Raw genomic sequence first — 20673 nt, 5'->3', positions numbered from 1 at the left:
GCGTCCCCTAGGGGACTCGAACCCCTGTTACCGCCGTGAAAGGGCGGTGTCCTAGGCCACTAGACGAAGGGGACACACTACAACATTCACTCCCTGCCGCGTTTCGCTGTGTGCTTTACGCTGCAAGTGGCGCGCATTCTATGGATGGATTGAGGGGTCGTCAACCCCCTGATATAAATTTATTTAAATCAATGACTTCGACCCGGATTACGAGCCATGTAAGGCTTTTCCGTCGTCCGAAACCTGACGCCTATATTCCGCCACTCGCCAAGACGTTATAGTCACCGCACAGTGATGGCAATCTGCACATCAAGCGCCACCATTCATCTATGCAGCCGGCGGCCGATACAGATTGCAGCAGCCGATCAAACCCGTCGAGCGGCGCTAGGCGCCTAAATGCCCAGCCACTACACTCGCATGCGAACCCTATAAAGAGGTCTTACCGGTGACACCACTCATGATCACCCTGCTAGTCGTAGCCGGGATCGCAATTCTGATCGCCATTGGCTACATGAACCATGTGGTGGAAAACAACAAACTGGAGAAGGCCCGCACTAAAGTCGAACTCAACGACCGCTTGCGCCGCTGCGGCGAACTGACCGAAACCTTCCCCGGCCAGTTCATGACCCCGGCGCTCAAGCTGCTGCTGACCCGACTGGAACTCAACGTCTGCCAGCGCCTGCTCAATCTGGAAAAGACCAGCGCAACCACCAAGGCCCGCATCACCGAACTCAGCGCCCTCGTTGCCCAAGGCGAATCGATCCCGGTGAACAACCCGCCCGCGCCGATCCTGACCGAGGCCAAAGCCAAAGACGTACGCTTCCTCCTCGAAGCCCTGCACGGCCAGATCACCCGCGCCGCCCACGACGGCTTCCTGCCACCGAACGAAGCCAAGCAGTGGATTCGCGAGGTGCGCCACATCCTTGTGCTGCTGCACATCGAGTTCTTCAACAACCTCGGTCAACAGTCCCTGCAACAAAACCAACCCGGCCAGGCCCGCCTCGCCTTCGAACGCGGCGTGCAATATCTGCGCAAACAGCAGGACCCGCAGATGTATGCCGAGCAACTGCAATACCTGGAAAAACTCCTCGCCCGAGCCAATGCTCAGGTCATGGACAAGATTGCCCCGGTGGAAGGTGAAGAAAACCAACTGACTGCCGGTTTGAAGGATGTCGAAGCCGATGCGGACTGGAAGAAGAAAGTGATTTACGACTGAGGCGCGAATGCTGGTAAAGAAGCCACCTTCATGGGTGGCTTTTTTGTGGCCGACTTGAAAGACGATGTGAATTGAAGACCGCGTTCGCGAGCAGGCTCGCTCCCACATTGAGAAGCCGTGTTCTCAGGTAAAAATCGGTCGGCTGTCAGGCCGCCTTCGCTGGCAAGCCAGCTCCCACAGAACAGCAAAAGCGGATATTCATCCAAACCCCAAAAGCCTGGCCGGCCCAAAGGCCGCCAAGACTCAAAGCCGAAAATGCCCAACCATCGAGCGCAACTCGCCGCCCAACTGCGCCAGCTCAACACTCGAAGCCGCATTCCCGCGCATGGCCACGGAAGAGTGATCCGCGCTCGCACGAATCTGCGTAACACTGCGATTGATCTCCTCTGCCACCGAACTCTGCTCCTCCGCCGCCGCCGCGATCTGTTGATTCATCTGCTGAATCAACGACACCGCCGCCGCAATACTCCCCAGCGCACTCTCGGTCTGCAACGCATCGCTGACCGCCAGCTTCACTAACTCGCCACTGCTGCGAATCTGCTGCACCGACGACTGCGCCGCCGCTCGCAAGGCGCTGACCAAGCGCTCGATCTCCTCGGTCGATTGCTGCGTGCGTCGCGCCAGTGCACGCACTTCATCGGCGACCACCGCGAATCCCCTGCCCTGCTCGCCCGCCCGCGCCGCTTCGATCGCCGCGTTCAGCGCCAGCAAATTGGTCTGCTCGGCCACGCTCTTGATCACCTCCAGCACCGTGCCGATATTCTGAATCTCGGCGCTGAGGCTCTCGATGCTGGAACTGGCGGATGTCGCCGAGTCCGCCAACTGCTCGATCCGCGCCATGCTCTGGCGCACCACTTGCTGGCCGCTCTCGACCTTGTCATCCGCCGTCTGCGCAGCCAGCGCTGCCTCTTCGGCATTGCGCGCGACGTCATGCACAGTGGCGGTCATCTGGTTCATGGCGGTGGCGACCTGCTCGGTTTCCTCCTTCTGGCTGTTGACCTCCAGATTGGTTTGCTCGGTCACCGCCGACAGCGATTGCGCGGAACCGGCCAAGCGCTCGATCCCCGCCTGCAAGCCACTGACAATGGTGCCCAGACCAGCGGCCATCTGCTGCATCGCCAACATCAGTTGCCCCATTTCATCTCGGCGCGTCACCTCGACCTTCGCCGTCAGATCACCCGCAGCAATCTGCTGCGCCACGCGAATCACACTACGCAGCGGTGCAACGATCAGGCGCGTGATAACCCATGCGGCGAGTAATCCGACCAACAAGGCCAGGGCCGAAGAGCCAATGATCAACACCGTGTTCTTTTTCAGCTCCGCCTGCATCGAAGCATCTTCGGCAACATAGGCTTGATTGACCCGATCCACCACTTGCGCGGCGCGCTGATGCAGTTGCTCGTAAACAGTTTTTTCCTGCGCCAGCAGGCCAGTGTATTCGGCGAGTTTTTCGTTGAACCCGACGATGTGTCCCGAGACTTCATTGAGCACGGTCAAATAGCCCTCGTCCTTGACCGTGGTTTTCAGCGCCTCGGCCTGCTCCTGTGCCTGCGCCGCCTGCTCGATGTTGCCTTGACCGGCATTGTCGGCATCGCCCTTGCGACTCTGATCCAGACGCACGCGCGCTTCGTTCATCGCCTGCAGCATCAGCCGCGAGACCTGACTGACCTGATTGGCCTGTTCGATGAACTGGGCGCCGTCCTTACCCTCGGTGTCTTTGAGCGTGTAGGCGCCATCATCGGCCAGCCCGCTCTGCAACACGTCGAGGTTATTGGCCACGCTGGACACCGACCAACTGGCCATCTCCAGCGCGAGGTCCTTGGCCTGGCTCAGCGAGACGAACTCATCGAAGGCCTTGCGATACGCGCCCAGCGCTTGCTCGACATCGCTCATCACCGGCACATTGGCCGGGGAATGTGCCTTCAGCTCGCCAGCCAGGACAACCAGCCCATCGACGCCTTCACGCACCGCATCGGCGGTTTTCGGATTGCCACGCAAAGCGTATTCCTGCTCCAGAAGGCGCACTTTGAGCAAACCGCTATTGAGTGCGGACATCTGCTTCAAGCCGTCGAAGCGCAGGCTGATGGTTTGCAGGGACCAAACGCCGATCGCCGCGACCAATGCCGTCAGCAGCAAGACCAGCACAAATCCGATACCCAGTTTTTTCGCCATACCGAGGTTGGCAAAACGTCCTTGCACGGCGGAAATCATTGCGCGTAGCCCCCTGCCAAAGTCTGTTGCCGAAGATTCGCAACGGGCTCGAACCAGCACAAGACTCTGGCGTCGGAATAATGGCAAAAAGCTACGCCCGCGTCGTTTTCAGAATGCTGAAGGTCGATCCGCGCAGGTATTGCGAAGAAACTGCCGGGCCCGTGGGTCGCAGGCACAAGCCACATTGATGCGATGCCAATCGCCCACCTCGCCGCTGGGACTGAAGGCATCCGCTGCCGATAACTCCAGCCCGCAACGCTGCGCCTGGCTGCGCACCAATGTTTGATCCTTCAATCGTGCCCGCGCCCAGATGAACAGTCCGCCAACCGGCTTGCCGAACACTTCCCACTCGGCATCTTCCAGGGCCTGCAAGGCCGCCGCGCGATCGGCATTCAAGCGCTGGCGCTGACGTTGCACCAGTTTGCGATAGGCGCCGGTCGCCATCAGCCTCGCCAGCACCGCTTCAGCCAGTCTCGAACAGCCCATGCTGCTGATCATCTTGACCTCGGCCAGGCGCGTCAGCAGTTTGCTGTCTGCCAGAACAAACCCGACCCGCAACGAACTGCTCAGTGTCTTGGAAAAGCTGCCCACGTAAATGACCCGGCCCTCATGATCCAGCGCCGCCAGCCGCGTACCGTTGCCGGTGTGCAGATCAGCGTAGACATCATCCTCAATCACCTGCAGATCGTAGCGCTTGCTCAACTGCACGATGCGCTGGGCCACGGCAGGCGTCAGGCAACTGCCGGTGGGATTGTGATGATGACTGCCGATGAACAGGGCGCCGGGACGAAACTGACGCAGTACCGATTCAAGCATTTCGATATCCGGCCCGTTCGATGTACGGCGCACTTCGAGCATACGTATGCCGTGCATGCGCAAGAGGTCAAACAACGGTGCATGACCGGGCGTTTCCACCACCACACAATCGCCGGCCTTGAACAGGGTGCGGACAATCAGATCCAGCGCATGGCTGGCACCGCTGGTACTCATCAGCCGGCTGCTGCAGGCAGCAATATTCAGCACTTTGAGGCGCCTGACAATTTGCTCGCGCAGCGCTGGCAGGCCCAGCGGCGAGCTGTAATTGAACAGGCTGTCCATATCGCTGCGCGCGACCTCACGCAACGCGTAGCTGAGGTCGTCGGGCTCGCGCCAGCTCGGCGGCAAGCTGCCCTGCCCCAGGTTCAAGCGACCGCTCACAGCACTGATCTCACCGCACCAGGCGTGGCGCCCCTCGAACCCGGCGAGTTCCGGATCTGCACCGTGCAGCGTCGGTGGCGCCGCAACGATAAAGCCGGAGCCCTGACGCGTGGTCAGGACACCCTGCGACACCAGGCGCTCGCAGGCCTCGACAACGCACGACTGGCTGAGCAGATTACCCCGGGCGATTTGCCGCACAGAGGGCAACCGCGTTGCAGGCGGGACGCCACTTTGCACAATCCAGTCCGTCAGACCGTCGACAACCTGCTGCACGACCGGCACCATTGCCTGTCGGTCAATTCTCAGTTCCATGAGCTCGCAAACTCCTGTCAGTTTTGCTGGCAGCAGTAAATCACAGCCGCGCCGCCGAGGCTGTGCGACAACGCCGCCAAATGCGGCAGTTCTAACGGTTTGATACACATTGTTTAACGGTATTCACACGGACCGACCGCGAGGCACAAAAAACCCGCACGCAGGCGGGTTCTTTGTATAAAGGCGACTTTCAGAACGCTGTCACGCCGCCATCCACCGCCAGCGAATGCCCAGTGGTGAACGCTGCGCCATCGCTGCACAGATACAGCACAGCGCTGGCGATTTCTTCGACCTTGCCGATGCGTCCGACCGGGTGCATGGCGTTGGCGAATTCGCCCTTCTTCGGATCGGCTTCATAGGCACGGCGGAACATGTCCGTATCGATCACCGCCGGGCACACTGCGTTGACGCGGATTTTCTTCTTCGCGTATTCGATCGCCGCCGATTTGGTCAGGCCGATCACCGCGTGTTTCGACGCTGCGTAGATACTCATTTTCGGCGCCGCGCCCAATCCGGCCACCGACGCTGTGTTGACGATCGCCCCGCCGCCCTGCGCCAGCAGCAGCGGCAACTGATACTTCATGCACAGCCAGACGCCTTTGACATTGACGCCCATGATCGCGTCGAACTCGTCCAGCGAGCCGTCGGCGAGTTTGCCTTTCTCGATCTCGATCCCGGCGTTGTTGAAGGCATAGTCGAGACGACCGTAGGTATTGATCACCTCGTCCATCAGATTTTTCACATCGCTTTCCAGCGTCACGTCGCAACGCACGAAGGACGCTTCGCCGCCCGCTGTACGAATCAGCGCCACCGTGCCTTCGCCGCCGGCCGCATCCAGGTCAGCCACCACCACTTTCAGACCCTCGGCGGCAAACGCCAGGGCTGTCGCGCGGCCGATGCCATGGGCGGCTCCCGTGATTACAACCACCTGCCCGGAAAACGTTATGCTCATGGGTATGTCCTCGAATGCAAAAAACTGGGAGATGTTGGCGTCGCAGCATAGCCAAGGGCAGCGAAATCGCGTCAGCACTATGCAATCGCTGTTTACCGGCGCATGCGCCGCAGTGATAAACCCCGCCCCATGACCATCACTGCACTGGATCGACCTGCATTCGCCGCATCAGCCAACCTTGCGACATCGACGTTGAACGGCTATCAACAAAGCTTCATTCCGTTCGAGTGCCCGTCATGACCAACCAGACCAATCGCCAGTTCCTGCTCGCCAAACGCCCGGTAGGTGCCGCAACCCGCGAGACCTTCACTTATCAGGAAGTACCGCTCGGCGAGCCACAGGCGGGACAGATCCTGGTGAAAAACGAATACCTGTCCCTCGACCCGGCCATGCGCGGCTGGATGAACGAAGGCAAGTCCTACATCCCGCCGGTCGGTCTCGGTGAGGTGATGCGCGCACTGGGTGTGGGAAAAGTCATCGCCTCGAACAATCCTGGCTTCGCCGTCGGCGATTACGTCAATGGCGCCCTTGGTGTGCAGGATTATTTCCTCGGCGAGCCGCGCGGTTTCTACAAGGTCGACCCGAAACTCGCGCCTTTGCCGCGTTATCTGTCCGCATTGGGCATGACCGGCATGACCGCCTACTTTGCCCTGCTCGATGTCGGCGCACCGAAAGCCGGTGACACTGTGGTGCTGTCCGGGGCGGCAGGCGCGGTGGGCAGCGTTGCCGGGCAGATTGCCAAAATCAAAGGCTGCCGCGTCGTCGGAATCGCCGGCGGTGCCGACAAATGCAAATTCCTCATCGACGAACTGGGCTTTGACGGCGCCATCGACTACAAGGCCGAAGACGTTGTGGCAGGACTCAAACGCGAATGCCCGAAAGGTGTGGACGTGTACTTCGACAACGTCGGCGGCGACATTCTCGACGCGGTGCTGAGCCGCTTGAACATGAAGGCGCGCGTGGTGATCTGCGGCGCGATCAGCCAGTACAACAATAAAGAGGCGGTCAAAGGCCCGGCCAATTACCTGTCACTGCTGGTCAATCGCGCGCGGATGGAAGGCTTTGTGGTGATGGACTACGCCGCGCAGTTCGCCAACGCCGCGCAGGAGATGGCCGGCTGGATGGCCAACGGGCAACTCAAGAGCAAGGAAGATGTGGTTGAAGGGCTGGAGACGTTCCCGGAGACGCTGATGAAACTCTTCAACGGCGAGAACTTTGGCAAGTTGGTATTGAAGGTTTAAGGCAAGCCTGAGACCAATGTGGGAGAGAGCCTGCTCGCGAAAGCGCTGGATCAGTCGGTAATGATGCCGACTGACACTCCCTCTTCGCGAGCAGGCTCGCTCCCACAGTTGGATCTTCAATAAGCTTTAGGCGATCTCGGCTACGACCGCCGCCAGCGCCTGCGCCGGGTCCGCCGCCTGGCTGATCGGGCGGCCGATCACCAGATAATCGGAACCGGCATCCAGCGCCTGACGCGGGGTCAGAATGCGGCGTTGATCGTCCTGCGCGCTGCCCGCCGGGCGGATTCCCGGGGTCACCAGTTGCAGCGACGGGTGCGCGGTTTTCAGCGCCGATGCCTCCAGCGCCGAACACACCAGACCGTCCATCCCGGCTTTCTCGGCCAGTGCCGCCAGACGCAGCACTTGTTCCTGCGGCTCGATATCCAGACCGATACCGGCCAGATCCTCGCGCTCCATACTGGTCAGCACGGTCACGCCGATCAACAACGGCTGCGGGCCGCTGCGCTTGTCGAGCTCTTCACGGCAGGCCGCCATCATGCGCAGGCCACCGGAGCAGTGCACGTTGACCATCCACACGCCCATCTCGGCAGCGGCTTTCACGGCCATCGCGGTGGTGTTGGGGATGTCGTGGAATTTCAGATCCAGAAACACTTCAAAACCCTTGTCACGCAGGGTGCCGACGATTTCCGCCGCGCAACTGGTGAACAGTTCCTTGCCCACTTTTACCCGGCACAGTTTCGGGTCCAACTGGTCGGCCAGCTTCAGTGCGGCGTCACGGGTGGGGAAATCCAGGGCGACGATGATAGGAGTCTGGCAGGCGGACATGGATGGGCTCTCAGGCTGGTCGAAAACGGCGCGCATTGTAGCGGAACCGGCGGCGGCGCGGCACCCGATGATCGGTAAATCGTCGCGCCGACCGTGATCAGCTTAGCCGGCGCGGCCATTGTGTCGACTCCGATACACAACCGACACGCCCGCAACACGCACCCGGGTTAGCCTCGCCGGCGCAACACGTCCTTACAACAGCACTTCCCGCCTCCCGGCCGGACGCCTATGCTGAAACCACCCCTGGTAGTGAACAGCCCCATGCCCAACGCCCCGACAACCGTGACGGATGAAAGCAAAGACGACAAGCGCTGGAGCATCCGCGCTTTGATTGTCGACGACGACGTGCCGATCCGCGAGCTGATGATCGATTACCTCGCCCGTTTCAACATTCACGCCAGCGGTGTCACCGACGGTGCGGCGATGCGCCAGGCGCTGCAGGGCGAACATTTCGACGTCATCGTCCTCGACCTGATGCTGCCCGGCGAAGACGGCCTGTCGCTGTGCCGCTGGCTGCGTGCCGAATCGGACATCCCGATCCTGATGCTCACCGCCCGCTGCGAACCCACCGACCGCATCATCGGCCTGGAACTGGGCGCCGACGATTACATGGCCAAACCGTTCGAACCGCGCGAACTGGTCGCCCGCATCCAGACCATCCTGCGCCGCGTGCGCGACGACCGCACTGACCAGCGCGCGAACATTCGCTTCGACAACTGGCGGCTGAACAGCGTGTTGCGCCAAGTGGTCGCCGACAATGGCCTGGTAGTGCCGTTGTCCAACGCCGAATTCCGCCTGCTCTGGGTCTTCATCGAGCGCCCGCGCCGCGTGCTCAGCCGCGAGCAATTGCTCGACGCCGCTCGCGGTCGGTCGATCGAAGCCTTCGACCGCAGCATCGACCTGCTGGTCTCGCGCCTGCGGCAAAAACTCGGCGACGACCCGAAAGCCCCACAACTGATCAAGACCGTCCGCGGCGAGGGTTACCTGTTCGACGCGCGGGACATCGGCTGATGAAGGCGCGCTTCGACACCCTGTTCGGTCGTCTGTTTGGCGTGCTGTTCGTGGCGATTGTCCTGGCACATCTGCTGGCTTTCGCCTGGTTCAGGCTCTACGGCCCTCCTCCGCCCCCACCGCCGCCCGAGTTCTCAACGAACACCGACGGCCATCCACCGATGCACGACGCCGCTTACCCACCGAGGCAGGCACGCCCCTGGTTCGGTGGCCCGGTCGTGCCGCTGACCTTTCAATTCATCACGCTGATGATCGCCGCATGGTACGGCGCCAAGCTGCTCAGCCGGCCGATCCAGCGCCTGAGCGACGCCGCCGAGCGCCTGAGCGAAAACCTCGACAGCGATCCCCTCGACGAATCCGGCCCGCGCGAAGCCCGGCAAGCGGCGTACACCTTCAACCTCATGCAACGGCGCATCCGCGAACAGGTCCAGCAACGCGCGCGCATGCTCGGCGCCGTCTCCCACGACCTGCGCACGCCATTGTCACGGCTGAAACTACGCCTGGAAAACATCAGCGACGACAAGCTGCAAAGCCAGATGCGCCAGGATCTGGACGACATGATCGGCATGCTCGACGCCACCCTCACCTATCTGCACGAACAACGCACCAGCGAAGCCTTGCAACTGCTCGACGTACAAGCGCTGGTCGAATCGCTGTGCGAAAACGCCCAGGACCAGGGCGCCGATGTACAGGTCAGCGGCCACTGCTCGCCTTTGCCAGTGCAACCGATGGCGCTGCGTTCGTGCATCAACAACCTGCTGGACAACGCCCTGCGATACGCCGGACAGGCGCGGATAGAACTGCTGCAACAGCGCGGGGAATTGCTGATTCGGGTGATAGATCACGGGCCGGGAATAGCTGAAGACCAGCGGGAAGCGGTGTTCGAGCCGTTTTACCGACTGGAAGGCTCGCGCAACCGCAACTCCGGCGGCGTGGGGCTGGGCATGACCATTGCCCGCGAAGCCGCGCAACGATTGGGTGGGCGGTTGGATCTGCAAGAAACCCCGGGGGGCGGGCTGACTGCCATTGTCCGGTTGCCACTGGGCTGAGCCTCAGCCGACTCTCAGTGGGAGCGAGCCTGCTCGCGAAAGCATCTGTTGATTCAATGTCTTGGTTGAATGTAGCGGCCTCTTCGCGAGCAGGCTCGCTCCCACAATGAAACTGAGTTTATTCGCTAGATATTGGTTGGATGTGAGGGCGCTATCGCTGGCAAGCCAGCTCCCACAAAAGCAAAGCAGCGCAGCTGCCCGCGGCGAAGCCGCCCCACTCAACAATGAGCGTTAGCTCGAGTGCTTTTGATCCACGGGCGACGTCGGAAGGCTGAGTGGAGGGATTGATCCGGGCGTGGGAGCGCAGCGACCGTCTGGCGCAGCCAGACACAGCGGAAGGAGGTGCAGCGAAGCAAACCGTAGCCGCTGCGCCCGGATCGATCCCGGAGCGAAGGAACCCGAGCCTGCGAGGGCCGAACGCAGGAGCAAAGCGTTTTGGTTACTTTTGGGCGTCTGCAAAAGTGACCCGCCGTAAGGGCGGAACCGTAATCCGCAACACCCGCAGAAACGGATATACACCCAAAACCCCAAGAGACTGGTCGGCCCAAAGGCCGCAAAGCCCCCCCTAGACCCGAGCCTGACTCTTACTCCAATCCGTCAACAGACTATAAGCCACCGCCAATAACGTAGGCCCAATAAACAACCCGATAAAGCCAAACGCAATCAACCCGCCAAACACCCCGAGCAGCACAATCACCAACGGCAGATTGCCGCCACGGCTGATCAGATACGGCTTGAGCACGTTGTCCACGCCACTGATGATGAACGTCCCCCAGATCCCGAGAAACACCGCCATCCCGTATTCGCCCTTCCACGCCAGCCAAGCCGTGGCCGGCACCCACACCAGCGGTGGCCCCATCGGAATCAGACTGAGCAGAAACGTAACGATCCCCAGCACCAGCGCCCCCGGAACCCCGGCAATCAGGAAGCCGATCAACGCCAGCACCGCCTGGGCTGCCGCTGTACCAATCACACCGTTGACCACCCGCTGCACAGTACCCGCCACCAGCTCGATGTAATAGCCGGCACGATCACCAATCAGGCGCTCCAGCAGACTGTGCACAAACGCCGCCAGTCGCGGCCCGTCACGGTAGAAAAAGAATACGAAGACCAGGCTCAGCGTCAGCTCGAGAATCCCCCCGCCGATCTGCGCACTGCGTGCCAGCAGCCAGTTGCCGACCTGGCCCAGATACGGCTTGATCGAGACCATCAACGCCGCACCCTGCTGATCGATGCTGTCCCACATTGCCACCAGCCGCTCACCGACCAGAGGCACGCTGCCGAGCCAGGTCGGCGCTTCCGGCAGACCGTCGACCTGCACGTCCTTGATGAATGCCGTGGCATCGCGCACATGATCGGCAAGGTTGAAACCCAGCCACACCAGCGGCGCCGCCACCAGCAACATCCAGCCCAGTGTCAGGATCAACGCGGCCAGCGATTCGCGGCCATTGAGCGCGCGGGTCAGCAAACGCATCAGCGGCCAACTGGCGAACGCCAGCACCGCGCCCCAGAACAGCGCCGACCAGAACGGCGCCATCACCCACAGGCTGGCACCAAACAACACCAGCAGCAGAATCTGCACCAGCAGGCGATCGTTATTGAGCATGGAAAGTCCCGGCAAAGTCAGTCAGCGAAAGAGTAGGCGAACACTGTGTTCGTGCTCGCCCGGCACAGCTTATCGCAACAAATCGATGCGCAGACCAGAGCCGTCAGGATTGCCGGTTTCCAACCGTGCCGCCCGCACACCCTGAGTGATCAACGCCTGGCGCCAGGCTTCGGCCTTGGGCCCGGAAACCGTGACCCGCAAGGTCGTGTCGAGATTCAGGCCACGGGAAATCAGGCGCAGCCAGGTCGCATCCGGCTCATCGACCAGTTTCGGAAAATCCAGCTCGCCGGTGCTTTTCAATTGGCGCAGCAGGGTCGCCGAGGTCGGCAGCAACTCGCCCAACGGCGCAGCCGCCTCGAATTGCTCGACATGCAGATAGGCTTTGCGATTGCCGCGAGTGATGCTGTAGAGCGCCACCAGCGTGTTGTCCTTCGGCGCCGCCAGCCTGAGCAACAGATAGGCCTGTTGCTCGTCAGAGCCATACAGCTTGGCGTTTCCGAAGACCTCGTTGGCCCACAGGCTGCTTTCGCCGCAATCGCGGGCCTGGCACCAGAACAGCAATTCGGCATCCTGCTGTTGCAGGGCTTCGCGGGCGGCGGTAAAGGCTTCGGTGGCGGAATGTTCCGGCGGCAACTCGTAGGTTACCGAGGTGGTCTGGCCGCGCGCGGTGACCTGACCGTCGAAGCGCAACTGGCCGCTGATCTTGCGGATCGAGCCCAGCGGGTAGATGCGCTCCAGCTCGGCGGCCGGGCGATAGTCGACGATCTGCGCGTCGGCCAGACGCGGCACAATTTGCAGATCCTGGCCGCCCGGCACATCGGCAGCAAAGGACAAGGAGCTGAAGCAGCACAGCGCGAAGAGACTGAGTGACCGCATAGTCAGCCTCACCGGACGGTCATGGCTGGGCGGGTCGGGGTCGCAGCGGTATAGAAATCCATCAAGTTTGTCTCCTGTTTCAACCCGCCCAGCCTCGGCAGTTGCCCGCAGCAAGTCAAGGCATGGCGAAGAAGCGATTGAAACAGTCTGCTACAAGACCTGCGCCAGCCTCATCATTCAGGTGCAGATGATGCCCGCCCGGCAACTGTTCGTGGCTGAAGGGCAGACGCTCCAGCAGCTCAGAATGCCTCGCCAACATGCCATCCGCCGCGACCACCAGATGAGCCGGGCAACTCACGCGCGAGGCAAATGCCATCGCCTGTTCTTCCGTCAGGCGCAGCGGCGATGGCAGGGTCAGGCGATTGTCGGTGCGCCAGGTGTAACCCCCGGGCACCGGCATCAAACCGCGCTGGGCCAACAGTTCAGCGGCTTCGCGACTGACCGCCACCAGGCCTTTCATCCGCGCCTCGATGGCACGCTCGAGATTGGTGTAGACCGGTTTGCGCTTTTCCCGCAGATCGAGTTGCGCCTGCAGGGCCATGCCCATGCGCTCGGCGGCGTTTTCGCCTTTGTCTGTCGGAGGAATCACTCCATCGATGAGCGCCAGGTGGCTGATGCGCTCCGGCAGCGAACCGGCGAGGACCATCGAGACAATCGCGCCCATCGAGTGCCCGAGCAAACCGAAACGCTTCCAGCCCAGTTGCTCAGCCACTTGCAAAACATCATGGGCGTAGTCCCACAGGGCATAACCCGCACCGCTCGGCCGATGCCCGGAATGGCCGTGGCCAGCCATGTCCAGGGCAACGATGCGCAAGCCGTCAAGCTTGGGCGCCAACCGGGCGAAGCTGTTGGCGTTGTCGAGCCAGCCGTGCAACGCGATCACCGGCAAGCCGTCCTCGGGACCGAACAGATGCGCGGCCAACTCGATGTGCGGCAGGTTCAGGCGCACTTCTTCGCAAGTCGCGCTCATGCGCAATCCTTGTTCTGCCGCTGCTCCCAGCGGCTGAACAGGCTCTTGAGCAGTCGCGCCGTATCTTGCGGACGCTCCAGCGGAAACATGTGCCCGCCCGGCATGCTCAGCGCCTCGCCCTGCGGCAGGCGCGAGACGAAACGGCTGTGATGGCGCATGACCACGCGGCTCTTGTGCCCGCGCACCATGGCCAGTGGCACCTGCAAATGCCGGGTGCGCCCCGGACTGGTGTGCGGCACGCCGCGATAAATGCTGATTTCGGTAGCTGGGTCAAAACGCAGGCGCAGCTTGTCGTCGACCTGATGCAAACCGTGTTGCAGGTAAGCATCGAAGCATTCCGGATCGAAGCCGCGAAACAGGGTTTTGCCAGAAAAATAACTGCGCGCGCTGTCGAGATCGGCGAATTCTTCACGGCGCCCGAGGGTGCGCCCGGCCGGGGTGAGCCGGTCGATGAAACCAAAGCGCTTGGCCGCGCGGATCACCCACTGATCGGTGCGGGTCAGCACCGGCGAATCGAGCATGACCACGCCGCGATACAACTCGGGACAACGCAACGCCGCGTGCAGGTGCAGCAGACCGCCAAAGGAATGGCCGACGCCCCATACCGGCTGCTCCTGCTGCTCCAGGTGATGGATCAGTTCGTCGACGAGGTTGTACCAGTTGTCGTCCGCCGGAAAACGCGGGTCATGGGCGTGCTGCTCCAGATGCGCGACCCGATACTCCGGCGCCAGCGCCGCAAACAACTTGCCATAGGTCCCCGAAGGGAAGCCGTTGGCGTGGGCGAAAAAGATCGGTTGCGACATGCGGGCAAATCCATGAGCGGGAAACGTGACGTTGATTGTCCGCAAGACCCGCGTCGACAGCAATGACCGTAACGGCCACGAATAGTGGCGATGACGTTTTATCCATACAGACGTTGAACCGGTCGTCGCAATCTACGCTCACCTGTAATTTCTGACAGTTGACCGCTGGCCGCTCCTGTCCGATAAACGAATCAGGTTCAGCACTCGGATGCGTCATGCACACTCATACGCCGACACTCGCCGTGATGGATTCACGAGGACTGAACGTTGCCACGGTGTCCTATTGTCGTGAAGCGCCCGGTGGGCCGATCGACCCCCGTATCTATCGCCAACGTTACAACGCTTCAGGTCAATTGACTGAAGCCTGCGATCCACGCCTGGGTGCGCTGCATCAGCGCGAACCCGACGCCCGCCCCAACCTGACCGTGATTTCCAGCCTCACAGGCGTATCGCTTTCCAGCGACAGCGTCGATGGCGCGCTTCGCCTGACATTGCCGGGCGCAGCAGGACAACGCCTCATCGCCTGGGACGGGCTGATGACGCAGACGTTGACCGCCTACGATTTGCTGCTGCGCCCGGTCAGTATCGTCGAACACGTACAGGGCATGAGCGCCAGAAACAGTGGCTTTTTCAGTTACGGCGACAGCTCGCCGTCGTGCGCAGCGCGCAACCAATGCGGCCGGATTGTTCGCCATGACGATAATGCTGGCAGCGAATTTTTTCCTGAATATTCCCTCAAGGGTGAACAGCTCAGGGGGGTGCGGCATTTTCTCAGCGAACTCGACGAGCCAGACTGGCCGCAAGCCTTGGCAGACAGAGACCTGCTGCACGAACACGGGAGCGGTGCAGCAACCCATATCGGCTATAACGCGCTGAATGAAACCATCAGCCAGCAAGATGCCACGGGCAATCAGAAGCAGCTCCATTTTGACGTAGGCGGGCAACTCAAGCAGATCAGTGTCAAAGCTGCCCAGGATTCTCAGCCCAGACTGTTACTGCACGACATCCAGTACAGCGCGGGGGATCAGGTTTTGCGTCAGGCAGCCGCCAACGGCGTGATCAGCCAGAATATCTACGATCCACAGAGCGGCCGGCTCCTGCAGATCATTGCCGGAAAAGACGGGCGCCCTGCCCTGCAACACCTGGTCTATTGCTACGATCCGGTCGGCAACATTCTCAGTGTCGAGGACATGGCGCAGCCCCCGCGCTTTTTTCGCAACCAGACCATCAATCCTGTCTCCTCGTTTATCTACGACAGCCTCTACCAATTGATCTGTGCCACGGGCTGGCAACGCAGCTGCACGGTCAATGGTCCTCAGGAGCCGGTCTTCAGCTCTCCACCAGATTCGGCGCAGCTCGAAAACTACCGCCAGACCTACACGTATGATGCAGCCGGCAACCTCATCGCCCTGGTCCACAGTGCCGCAAGCAAGAGCTGGACGCAGCGCACGGCGATTTCCAAATACAGCAATCGCGGCCTTGAGCAAACTGCCAGCGGCACGCTGCCCGATGAACTGGAGATCGCCGCCGGGTTCGATCTCAACGGCAACCGGAAAATGCTCCAGTCCGGTCAGCCTTTGCTGTGGAGTGCTGGCGGACGATTGCGCCAGGTCGATCAGGTCATGCGCAAGGATGCTACGAACGACTGCGAACGCTATGTGTACGACGGCGCGGGTCAGCGCAAGCGCAAAATCCGCCTCATACAATCGCCAGCACGCGCGCATTTGCATGAAACACGCTATCTGCCATCGCTGGAAATACGCCATCGGCCCGATGAAACCGTCCACGTCATTTCCGTGCAGGCAGGACGCTGTGCTGTGGAAATCCTGCACTGGACCACAAAGGACAGCGTCGCCGATCAATATCGCTATCAGTTCAGCAACCAGCTTGGCTCGAACATGCTGGTCCTCGACGATCAGGGCAATACTATTTGCGAGGAGAACTATTTTCCCTACGGCGGTACCTCATGGTGGGCAGGCCCGGATCAGCTCCAGGCCCGCTACAAGACCCGCCGCTACGCAGGCCAGGAGCTTGATGCCACCGGCCTTTATTATTATGGCCAACGCTTCTATGCGCCTTGGTTGATGCGTTGGATAAGCCCGGATCCGGTGGGTATCACCGATGGTATGAATCAGTATTTGATGGTGCGCGGCAATCCCGTCAGGTTTGTCGACCGCCAGGGGCTGACAGGATGGGATACCGCCAGGGCAGCGGGCGCGACGGCCACGCGAGAGTTCGTTAGCGCAGCCTTCGCCACTGCCGCACAAGCGGCTTTCGTCGGTTTCCTGCCGCCGGCCAACGTTGCGGTAAGCATCGGAGGTGCGTTGGCGGGCGCCGTAACAGGTGGCATAAGCGGCTATGCCGGTGCCAACTGGGCGCAAAGCTCTATGCAGATCAGTTCCCCGGCCGATTGGGGACCTTTGGCTGCGAAAATCGGCGGTGCCGTAATAGGTGCGGCCTTGGGCGCCGCGCCTTCGCTGCTTGGCATGCTCGATCCACGCGGCAATCCGGCAGCGGCGGGCCAGATCGGCAGCGCCTTCGGTACGCTGTTTCGTGAGATATCGGCGCAGTATCTCGCCAATGCCGGTCCGAGCAACCCGGCTGTGGGCCGTGTCGATCCGCTCACGGGAGCGGCCAGCGCGGTTGGGGCAGGATTGGCGGCGGGCGCCACCGGACTCGGTGGCTCCATGCTGTTCGGCAGCGACGTAACCGGTAATGTGTTGCAGTCGGTGCTTGCCGTCTCGGCAGTCACGGCTGCCAGTGCTGCCGGTGCCTCGGCCGCAAGGGGATTGCGCGGAACGCCGACCCTACCGTCGAACAATCGCGAACCGAGCTTCAACCAGGAGAACGCGGTGGTCGGCTACAGCAGCCGTCATTTCTTCTTGTCTCTGGGGCAAATCGCCAATCTGGCCGTGTCACAGATCCCTGGCTACGACGCGCTGGACGTACATACCCGAACGGCGATCAGCCGTGCAGTCGTGAGCGCAGTCGCCGACATACGCTCGACGTTTGTCACGATCGCCAAGCCGGGCCTGAGCGCTGAGCTGGGCACAACTTCCTGGGACCTTGAAAAAAACCAGGTCGGCGCCGGCATCAGTCGTGAAAGCCCGCCGATTTCAAGCAATACAGCCTTTGATCCGGCTGCCACCGAATTATTGACTTTCGTCAGCGAGACGGCCCCCGGCCAAAGGAAATACTCCCGCTCGGAATTGAATTTCTGAGCGGGCTTGCGTGCCCAAGAGCTGCCGTCATCATCCGCGCAGCGGCGGCTGTTCTCCCAGCGGCACCACCGCCATGGTCAGGCGCGACACGCAACTGGCCTTGCCTTCGTCGCTGGTCAGGCGGATGTCCCATACGTGCGTGGTGCGGCCGATATGAATCGGCGTGGCCACCGCCGTCACCCGCCCGCTACGCAAGCCGCGCAAATGGTTGGCGTTGATCTCCAGGCCGACGCAATAGAACTTGCTGGCATCGATGCACAGGTAACTGGCCATCGAGCCGACGGTCTCCGCCAGCACTACCGATGCGCCGCCATGCAGCAAACCGTAGGGCTGGTGAGTGCGATGGTCGATGACCATGCTCGCGGTCAGCGATTGTTCATCGAAGGCTTCGAAGCGAATGTCCAGCACTTCGCCGATGGTGTTTTTCTGTATCGCATTCAGCTTCTCGATGTCGGGAGTAGTACGCCACAAGCTCATCGCAGACTTCCTTTGTTGTTTTGATCGACGCTCAATCCTGCCACAGCACCGCCTCGCTGCGCGCGCTCCATTCTTCGAAGCGCGGCCCGTAGCGATCCTCGATGACGTTGCGTTTGATCTTCAGGGTTGGCGTGAGGAAGCCGTTATCGACCGCCCAGTTGTCCTTGACCACCACCAGCCGGCGCAGGCGTTCGTGTTTGTCGAGAGCGGCGTTGACCTCTTCGAGGAGTTTTTCCAGGCTCGCGTGCAGGCTGGCACGAGGCTCTTGCTGATTGACCGTCGACAGCACGCACAACCCCAGCGGCGCACTCAGGCCATCGCCGACCACACACACTTGCTCGATGCGCGAATGCACGGCCAGGCGGTTTTCGATCGGCGCCGGCGCGACATATTTGCCTTTACTGGTCTTGAAGATTTCCTTCAGTCGCCCGGTCAGGCGCAGGCGCCCTTCGCTGTCCTGCTCACCCTTGTCGCCCGTGCGCAGAAAGCCGTCTGCGGTGAGCGTCTCCGCAGTCTTCTGCGGCTCCTTGAAATAGCCAAGCATGTTGGCCTGGCTGCGCACCTGCACTTCGCCGGACTCATCGATGCGCACTTCCACTTCCGGGCACGGCTGACCAATCCAACCCTGCTTGTACTGCCCCGGCAGGCAGATATGCGAGTAACCGCAGCCCTCGGTCATGCCGTAGACCTCCAGCACATCGAGGCCGAGTTTCTGATACCAGGCGAGCAAGGTCTGCGGCACTGGCGCGGCGCCGGACAACGCTACGCGCAAGGCATCCAGGCCGAGCCCGGCCAGCACTTTGCGCCCGACCCGCTTGCCGATGAAGGGCAGCCCGAGGAGAAAGTCCAGACGCTGCGCCGGGATCTTGCCGTACACGCCCATCTGGAACTTGGTCCAGATACGCGGCACACCGAACATGGCGGTCGGCCGCGCGCGCTGCAGATCGGTGATGAAGGTGTCGAGGCTCTCGGCGAAAAACACGGTCTGGCCGGTATAGATCGAGGCCAATTCGACAAACATGCGCTCGGCAACGTGGCACAACGGCAGGTACGACAACAGCCGATCGTTCTCGTTAAGCCCGAACAGCTGCGTGCCACGACTGGTGGCGAAACCAAGATTGGCGAAACTGTGCATCACGCCTTTGGGCAGGCCGGTGGTGCCGGAGGTATAGATGATCGTCGCCAATTGTTCGGCGGCGGGACGTGGGTCGTCCTGGATTGGCGAACAGCTCTGCAGGTCCGCCCAGCTGTAATCGAACTCGCCAGGCGGATGCAGTGGCAGGCTGATGGTCGGCAGGCCCGCCGGCACGCCTTGTGACATGCCTGCCCAGTCATCGAGCTTGCCAATGAACGCCAGCGCACTTTCCGAGTGAGTCAGCACCTGCGCCACGGACTCGGCGGTGAGATTGGGGTACAGCGGCACGGACACATGGCCGGCCATCCAGATCGCCAGGTCGGCGATGATCCAGTGCGCGCAGTTTTTCGAGATCAGCGCGATGTGGCTGCCGGGTGGCAGCTCCCGCGCCCGCAGCCAGTGCGCGGCGCAGCGGGCCTGATGGCCGACATCGGCCCAAGTCAGTGTCTCGACCTGGCCGCCGCCGATCGGCTGCACCAGAAAGCGCTGGCGCGGATGCCGGGCTTCCCGTTCGTAGAACACGTCCAGCGGCAAACGGAAGGCGGCAGACATGCGACTCGCTCCTGTTTTTTTGGTCTGGAGCAAGCGTAGTCAACCAAGCAAGTGCTTGGTTGAAATTTTCAAACAAATAATTTCCTAAGAATTGCGCCGCTCAAATGTGGGAGCGGGCTTGCTCGCGAATGCGGTGTATCAGACACATCAACCGTGAATGACACACCGCATTCGCGAGCAAGCCCGCTCCCACAAGGTACCGGCGTTAAGGGTGTTTGAGGCTATTGAGCTTCATCGAGCCAATCAGCAGTTCGCTGTGCTCAAGCTCGGCCAGCCCCGCTGTACTCACCCGCTCCGGCGGATGCCCGGCGCCATGCTGCAGATAGCTGAGCAGATTGCCCACCAACGGGTTATGGCTGACCAGCAGAACATTACTGACCGACACCAATTGCTCGGCGACCTTGTCCGGATCACTCTCCGGCGTCAGCCAGTCGACCGTACGGATCTCCGGCTCGAACCCCAGCGCCTCGCGGACAATCTGCGCGGTCTGCTGCGCGCGCAGATAAGGGCTGGCGTAGATCGCCGTCAGCGGCTGGCCCATCAGATGCGCCGCGCTGCGCAGGACTTCGTTACGACCATGCTCGGTCAACTCGCGCTCGGAATCGATTTTCGAGCCGTGAGGCACCGCCTCACCATGACGCAATATCCACAGTTTCATAGCTTGGGCTCCTCATCGCGCACCGGATGCGCGGCTGGGGCGACGGTGTGTGGCGCTTCCCCTTCCGGGGTGCGCGGCGCCGGCCAGTCGGCGAACGGCCAGGGCTTCTGGTCACTGTGGAATGTGCCGAAGCGGCCGATCTGCGCGAGAAACTGGCTGAGGCTGTCGCCAAAATTCATCAGGCTGGCGCTCGGTGCGCCGTAGATCAGGCGGTAGATCAGTTGCACCAAGACCACCGCGCCGAGGATGAACTGCGCGACTTGCCAGACCAGCAGATAAACGATCATCCACAACACCCGCAGGAGGATGGATTCGTACTGGGTTTCGCTTTTCGGATCGTTCATGGCTTGCTTCCTGTCCG

General features: G+C 61.4%; 17 protein-coding genes, 1 tRNA gene and 1 pseudogene. 5 read left to right on the top strand and 14 right to left on the bottom strand.

Annotated elements, in window-relative coordinates; genetic code table 11:
- Position 1: 1 nt before the first annotated feature.
- Positions 2-74, bottom strand: a tRNA-Glu gene (locus tag AC4IHP_RS24945).
- Between the two features lie 383 nt (positions 75-457).
- Here AC4IHP_RS24945 and AC4IHP_RS24940 point away from each other — a divergent pair.
- A complete protein-coding gene (locus AC4IHP_RS24940; RefSeq protein WP_039764159.1) occupies positions 458-1216 on the top strand; it encodes a hypothetical protein in 759 nt (252 codons plus the stop codon).
- Between the two features lie 243 nt (positions 1217-1459).
- Here AC4IHP_RS24940 and AC4IHP_RS24935 read toward each other — a convergent pair whose 3' ends face one another.
- From AC4IHP_RS24935 to AC4IHP_RS24920, 4 genes and pseudogenes are all read right to left on the bottom strand, one after another.
- Entirely contained in the window at positions 1460-2323 is an 864-nt protein-coding gene (locus AC4IHP_RS24935; RefSeq protein ID WP_371699606.1) for a methyl-accepting chemotaxis protein, read from the bottom strand.
- A pseudogene (locus AC4IHP_RS24930) lies at positions 2321-2545 on the bottom strand (HAMP domain-containing protein); the annotation flags it as partial. The pseudogene AC4IHP_RS24930 and the gene AC4IHP_RS24935, both read right to left, overlap by 3 nt.
- Before the next feature lie 990 nt (positions 2546-3535).
- Positions 3536-4936 (bottom strand): aminotransferase-like domain-containing protein, encoded by a 1401-nt coding sequence (locus tag AC4IHP_RS24925; RefSeq protein WP_490832981.1) that lies wholly within the window; start codon positions 4934-4936, stop codon positions 3536-3538.
- Between the two features lie 190 nt (positions 4937-5126).
- A complete protein-coding gene (locus AC4IHP_RS24920; protein ID WP_490832980.1) occupies positions 5127-5888 on the bottom strand; it encodes an SDR family oxidoreductase in 762 nt (253 codons plus the stop codon).
- 236 nt (positions 5889-6124) lie between these two features.
- Between AC4IHP_RS24920 and AC4IHP_RS24915 the strand changes: the two genes are divergently transcribed.
- Positions 6125-7129 (top strand): NADP-dependent oxidoreductase, encoded by a 1005-nt coding sequence (locus AC4IHP_RS24915; RefSeq protein ID WP_490832979.1) that lies wholly within the window; start codon positions 6125-6127, stop codon positions 7127-7129.
- Positions 7130-7255: 126 nt separating this feature from the next.
- On the opposite strand, the gene pyrF is transcribed toward AC4IHP_RS24915, so the two are convergent.
- Positions 7256-7954 (bottom strand): orotidine-5'-phosphate decarboxylase, encoded by a 699-nt coding sequence (gene pyrF, locus AC4IHP_RS24910; RefSeq protein WP_071173241.1) that lies wholly within the window; start codon positions 7952-7954, stop codon positions 7256-7258.
- Between the two features lie 261 nt (positions 7955-8215).
- On the opposite strand from pyrF, the gene AC4IHP_RS24905 reads away from it, so the two are divergent.
- Complete coding sequence (locus AC4IHP_RS24905; protein WP_095181601.1) at positions 8216-8965, top strand: response regulator; 750 nt, start codon at positions 8216-8218, stop codon at positions 8963-8965.
- Positions 8965-10014, top strand: a complete 1050-nt coding sequence (locus AC4IHP_RS24900) for a sensor histidine kinase (protein ID WP_490832978.1) — start codon at positions 8965-8967, stop codon at positions 10012-10014. Before AC4IHP_RS24905 ends, AC4IHP_RS24900 begins: the two co-directional genes overlap by 1 nt.
- 565 nt (positions 10015-10579) lie before the next feature.
- Here the strand turns inward: AC4IHP_RS24900 and AC4IHP_RS24895 are convergent.
- The 4 genes from AC4IHP_RS24895 to AC4IHP_RS24880 form a co-directional block, all read right to left on the bottom strand.
- On the bottom strand, positions 10580-11620 hold the full coding sequence (locus AC4IHP_RS24895; RefSeq protein ID WP_460120778.1) for an AI-2E family transporter: 1041 nt from the start codon (positions 11618-11620) through the stop codon (positions 10580-10582).
- A gap of 69 nt (positions 11621-11689) precedes the next feature.
- Positions 11690-12496 (bottom strand): DUF4892 domain-containing protein, encoded by an 807-nt coding sequence (locus AC4IHP_RS24890; RefSeq protein ID WP_490832977.1) that lies wholly within the window; start codon positions 12494-12496, stop codon positions 11690-11692.
- Between the two features lie 115 nt (positions 12497-12611).
- Complete coding sequence (locus AC4IHP_RS24885) at positions 12612-13466, bottom strand: alpha/beta hydrolase (protein ID WP_460120782.1); 855 nt, start codon at positions 13464-13466, stop codon at positions 12612-12614.
- Positions 13463-14269 (bottom strand): alpha/beta fold hydrolase, encoded by an 807-nt coding sequence (locus tag AC4IHP_RS24880; protein WP_490832976.1) that lies wholly within the window; start codon positions 14267-14269, stop codon positions 13463-13465. The genes AC4IHP_RS24885 and AC4IHP_RS24880 overlap by 4 nt, the downstream gene beginning before the upstream one ends.
- A gap of 215 nt (positions 14270-14484) precedes the next feature.
- Between AC4IHP_RS24880 and AC4IHP_RS24875 the strand changes: the two genes are divergently transcribed.
- Positions 14485-17490: an RHS repeat domain-containing protein gene (locus tag AC4IHP_RS24875; RefSeq protein ID WP_490832975.1), complete on the top strand. Its 3006-nt coding sequence runs from the start codon at positions 14485-14487 to the stop codon at positions 17488-17490.
- Between the two features lie 30 nt (positions 17491-17520).
- On the opposite strand, the gene AC4IHP_RS24870 is transcribed toward AC4IHP_RS24875, so the two are convergent.
- The 4 genes from AC4IHP_RS24870 to AC4IHP_RS24855 all read right to left on the bottom strand — a co-directional run bounded on the left by AC4IHP_RS24870 (position 17521) and on the right by AC4IHP_RS24855 (position 20656).
- On the bottom strand, positions 17521-17967 hold the full coding sequence (locus tag AC4IHP_RS24870) for a hotdog fold thioesterase (RefSeq protein WP_460120791.1): 447 nt from the start codon (positions 17965-17967) through the stop codon (positions 17521-17523).
- Positions 17968-17998: 31 nt separating this feature from the next.
- Positions 17999-19654, bottom strand: coding sequence for an AMP-binding protein (locus AC4IHP_RS24865; RefSeq protein ID WP_490832974.1), 1656 nt, complete (start codon positions 19652-19654; stop codon positions 17999-18001).
- A gap of 205 nt (positions 19655-19859) precedes the next feature.
- On the bottom strand, positions 19860-20312 hold the full coding sequence (gene sixA, locus AC4IHP_RS24860; protein ID WP_460120795.1) for a phosphohistidine phosphatase SixA: 453 nt from the start codon (positions 20310-20312) through the stop codon (positions 19860-19862).
- Positions 20309-20656 carry a DUF4389 domain-containing protein gene (locus AC4IHP_RS24855; RefSeq protein ID WP_016773653.1) on the bottom strand — a complete coding sequence of 116 codons (348 nt, stop codon included), beginning with the start codon at positions 20654-20656 and terminating at the stop codon, positions 20309-20311. The genes sixA and AC4IHP_RS24855 overlap by 4 nt, the downstream gene beginning before the upstream one ends.
- Between the last annotated feature and the right edge of the window lie 17 nt (positions 20657-20673).

The organism is Pseudomonas sp. UF-293, from assembly GCF_058245595.1.
This window is presented reverse-complemented; position numbering and strand designations above follow the sequence as displayed.

Excerpts from the sequence above, each read along its gene's own strand:
- AC4IHP_RS24915 (WP_490832979.1), top strand. The coding sequence starts at position 6,125 with ATGACCAACCAGACCAATCGCCAGTTCCTGCTCGCCAAACGCCCGGTA.
- AC4IHP_RS24875 (WP_490832975.1), top strand. The coding sequence starts at position 14,485 with ATGCACACTCATACGCCGACACTCGCCGTGATGGATTCACGAGGACTG.
- AC4IHP_RS24925 (WP_490832981.1), bottom strand. The coding sequence starts at position 4,936 with ATGGAACTGAGAATTGACCGACAGGCAATGGTGCCGGTCGTGCAGCAG.
- AC4IHP_RS24880 (WP_490832976.1), bottom strand. The coding sequence starts at position 14,269 with ATGTCGCAACCGATCTTTTTCGCCCACGCCAACGGCTTCCCTTCGGGG.
- AC4IHP_RS24940 (WP_039764159.1), top strand. The coding sequence starts at position 458 with ATGATCACCCTGCTAGTCGTAGCCGGGATCGCAATTCTGATCGCCATT.
- pyrF (WP_071173241.1), bottom strand. The coding sequence starts at position 7,954 with ATGTCCGCCTGCCAGACTCCTATCATCGTCGCCCTGGATTTCCCCACC.
- AC4IHP_RS24870 (WP_460120791.1), bottom strand. The coding sequence starts at position 17,967 with ATGAGCTTGTGGCGTACTACTCCCGACATCGAGAAGCTGAATGCGATA.
- AC4IHP_RS24890 (WP_490832977.1), bottom strand. The coding sequence starts at position 12,496 with ATGCGGTCACTCAGTCTCTTCGCGCTGTGCTGCTTCAGCTCCTTGTCC.
- AC4IHP_RS24865 (WP_490832974.1), bottom strand. The coding sequence starts at position 19,654 with ATGTCTGCCGCCTTCCGTTTGCCGCTGGACGTGTTCTACGAACGGGAA.
- AC4IHP_RS24895 (WP_460120778.1), bottom strand. The coding sequence starts at position 11,620 with ATGCTCAATAACGATCGCCTGCTGGTGCAGATTCTGCTGCTGGTGTTG.
- AC4IHP_RS24905 (WP_095181601.1), top strand. The coding sequence starts at position 8,216 with ATGCCCAACGCCCCGACAACCGTGACGGATGAAAGCAAAGACGACAAG.
- AC4IHP_RS24885 (WP_460120782.1), bottom strand. The coding sequence starts at position 13,466 with ATGAGCGCGACTTGCGAAGAAGTGCGCCTGAACCTGCCGCACATCGAG.
- AC4IHP_RS24935 (WP_371699606.1), bottom strand. The coding sequence starts at position 2,323 with ATGGCCGCTGGTCTGGGCACCATTGTCAGTGGCTTGCAGGCGGGGATC.
- sixA (WP_460120795.1), bottom strand. The coding sequence starts at position 20,312 with ATGAAACTGTGGATATTGCGTCATGGTGAGGCGGTGCCTCACGGCTCG.
- AC4IHP_RS24900 (WP_490832978.1), top strand. The coding sequence starts at position 8,965 with ATGAAGGCGCGCTTCGACACCCTGTTCGGTCGTCTGTTTGGCGTGCTG.
- AC4IHP_RS24855 (WP_016773653.1), bottom strand. The coding sequence starts at position 20,656 with ATGAACGATCCGAAAAGCGAAACCCAGTACGAATCCATCCTCCTGCGG.
- AC4IHP_RS24920 (WP_490832980.1), bottom strand. The coding sequence starts at position 5,888 with ATGAGCATAACGTTTTCCGGGCAGGTGGTTGTAATCACGGGAGCCGCC.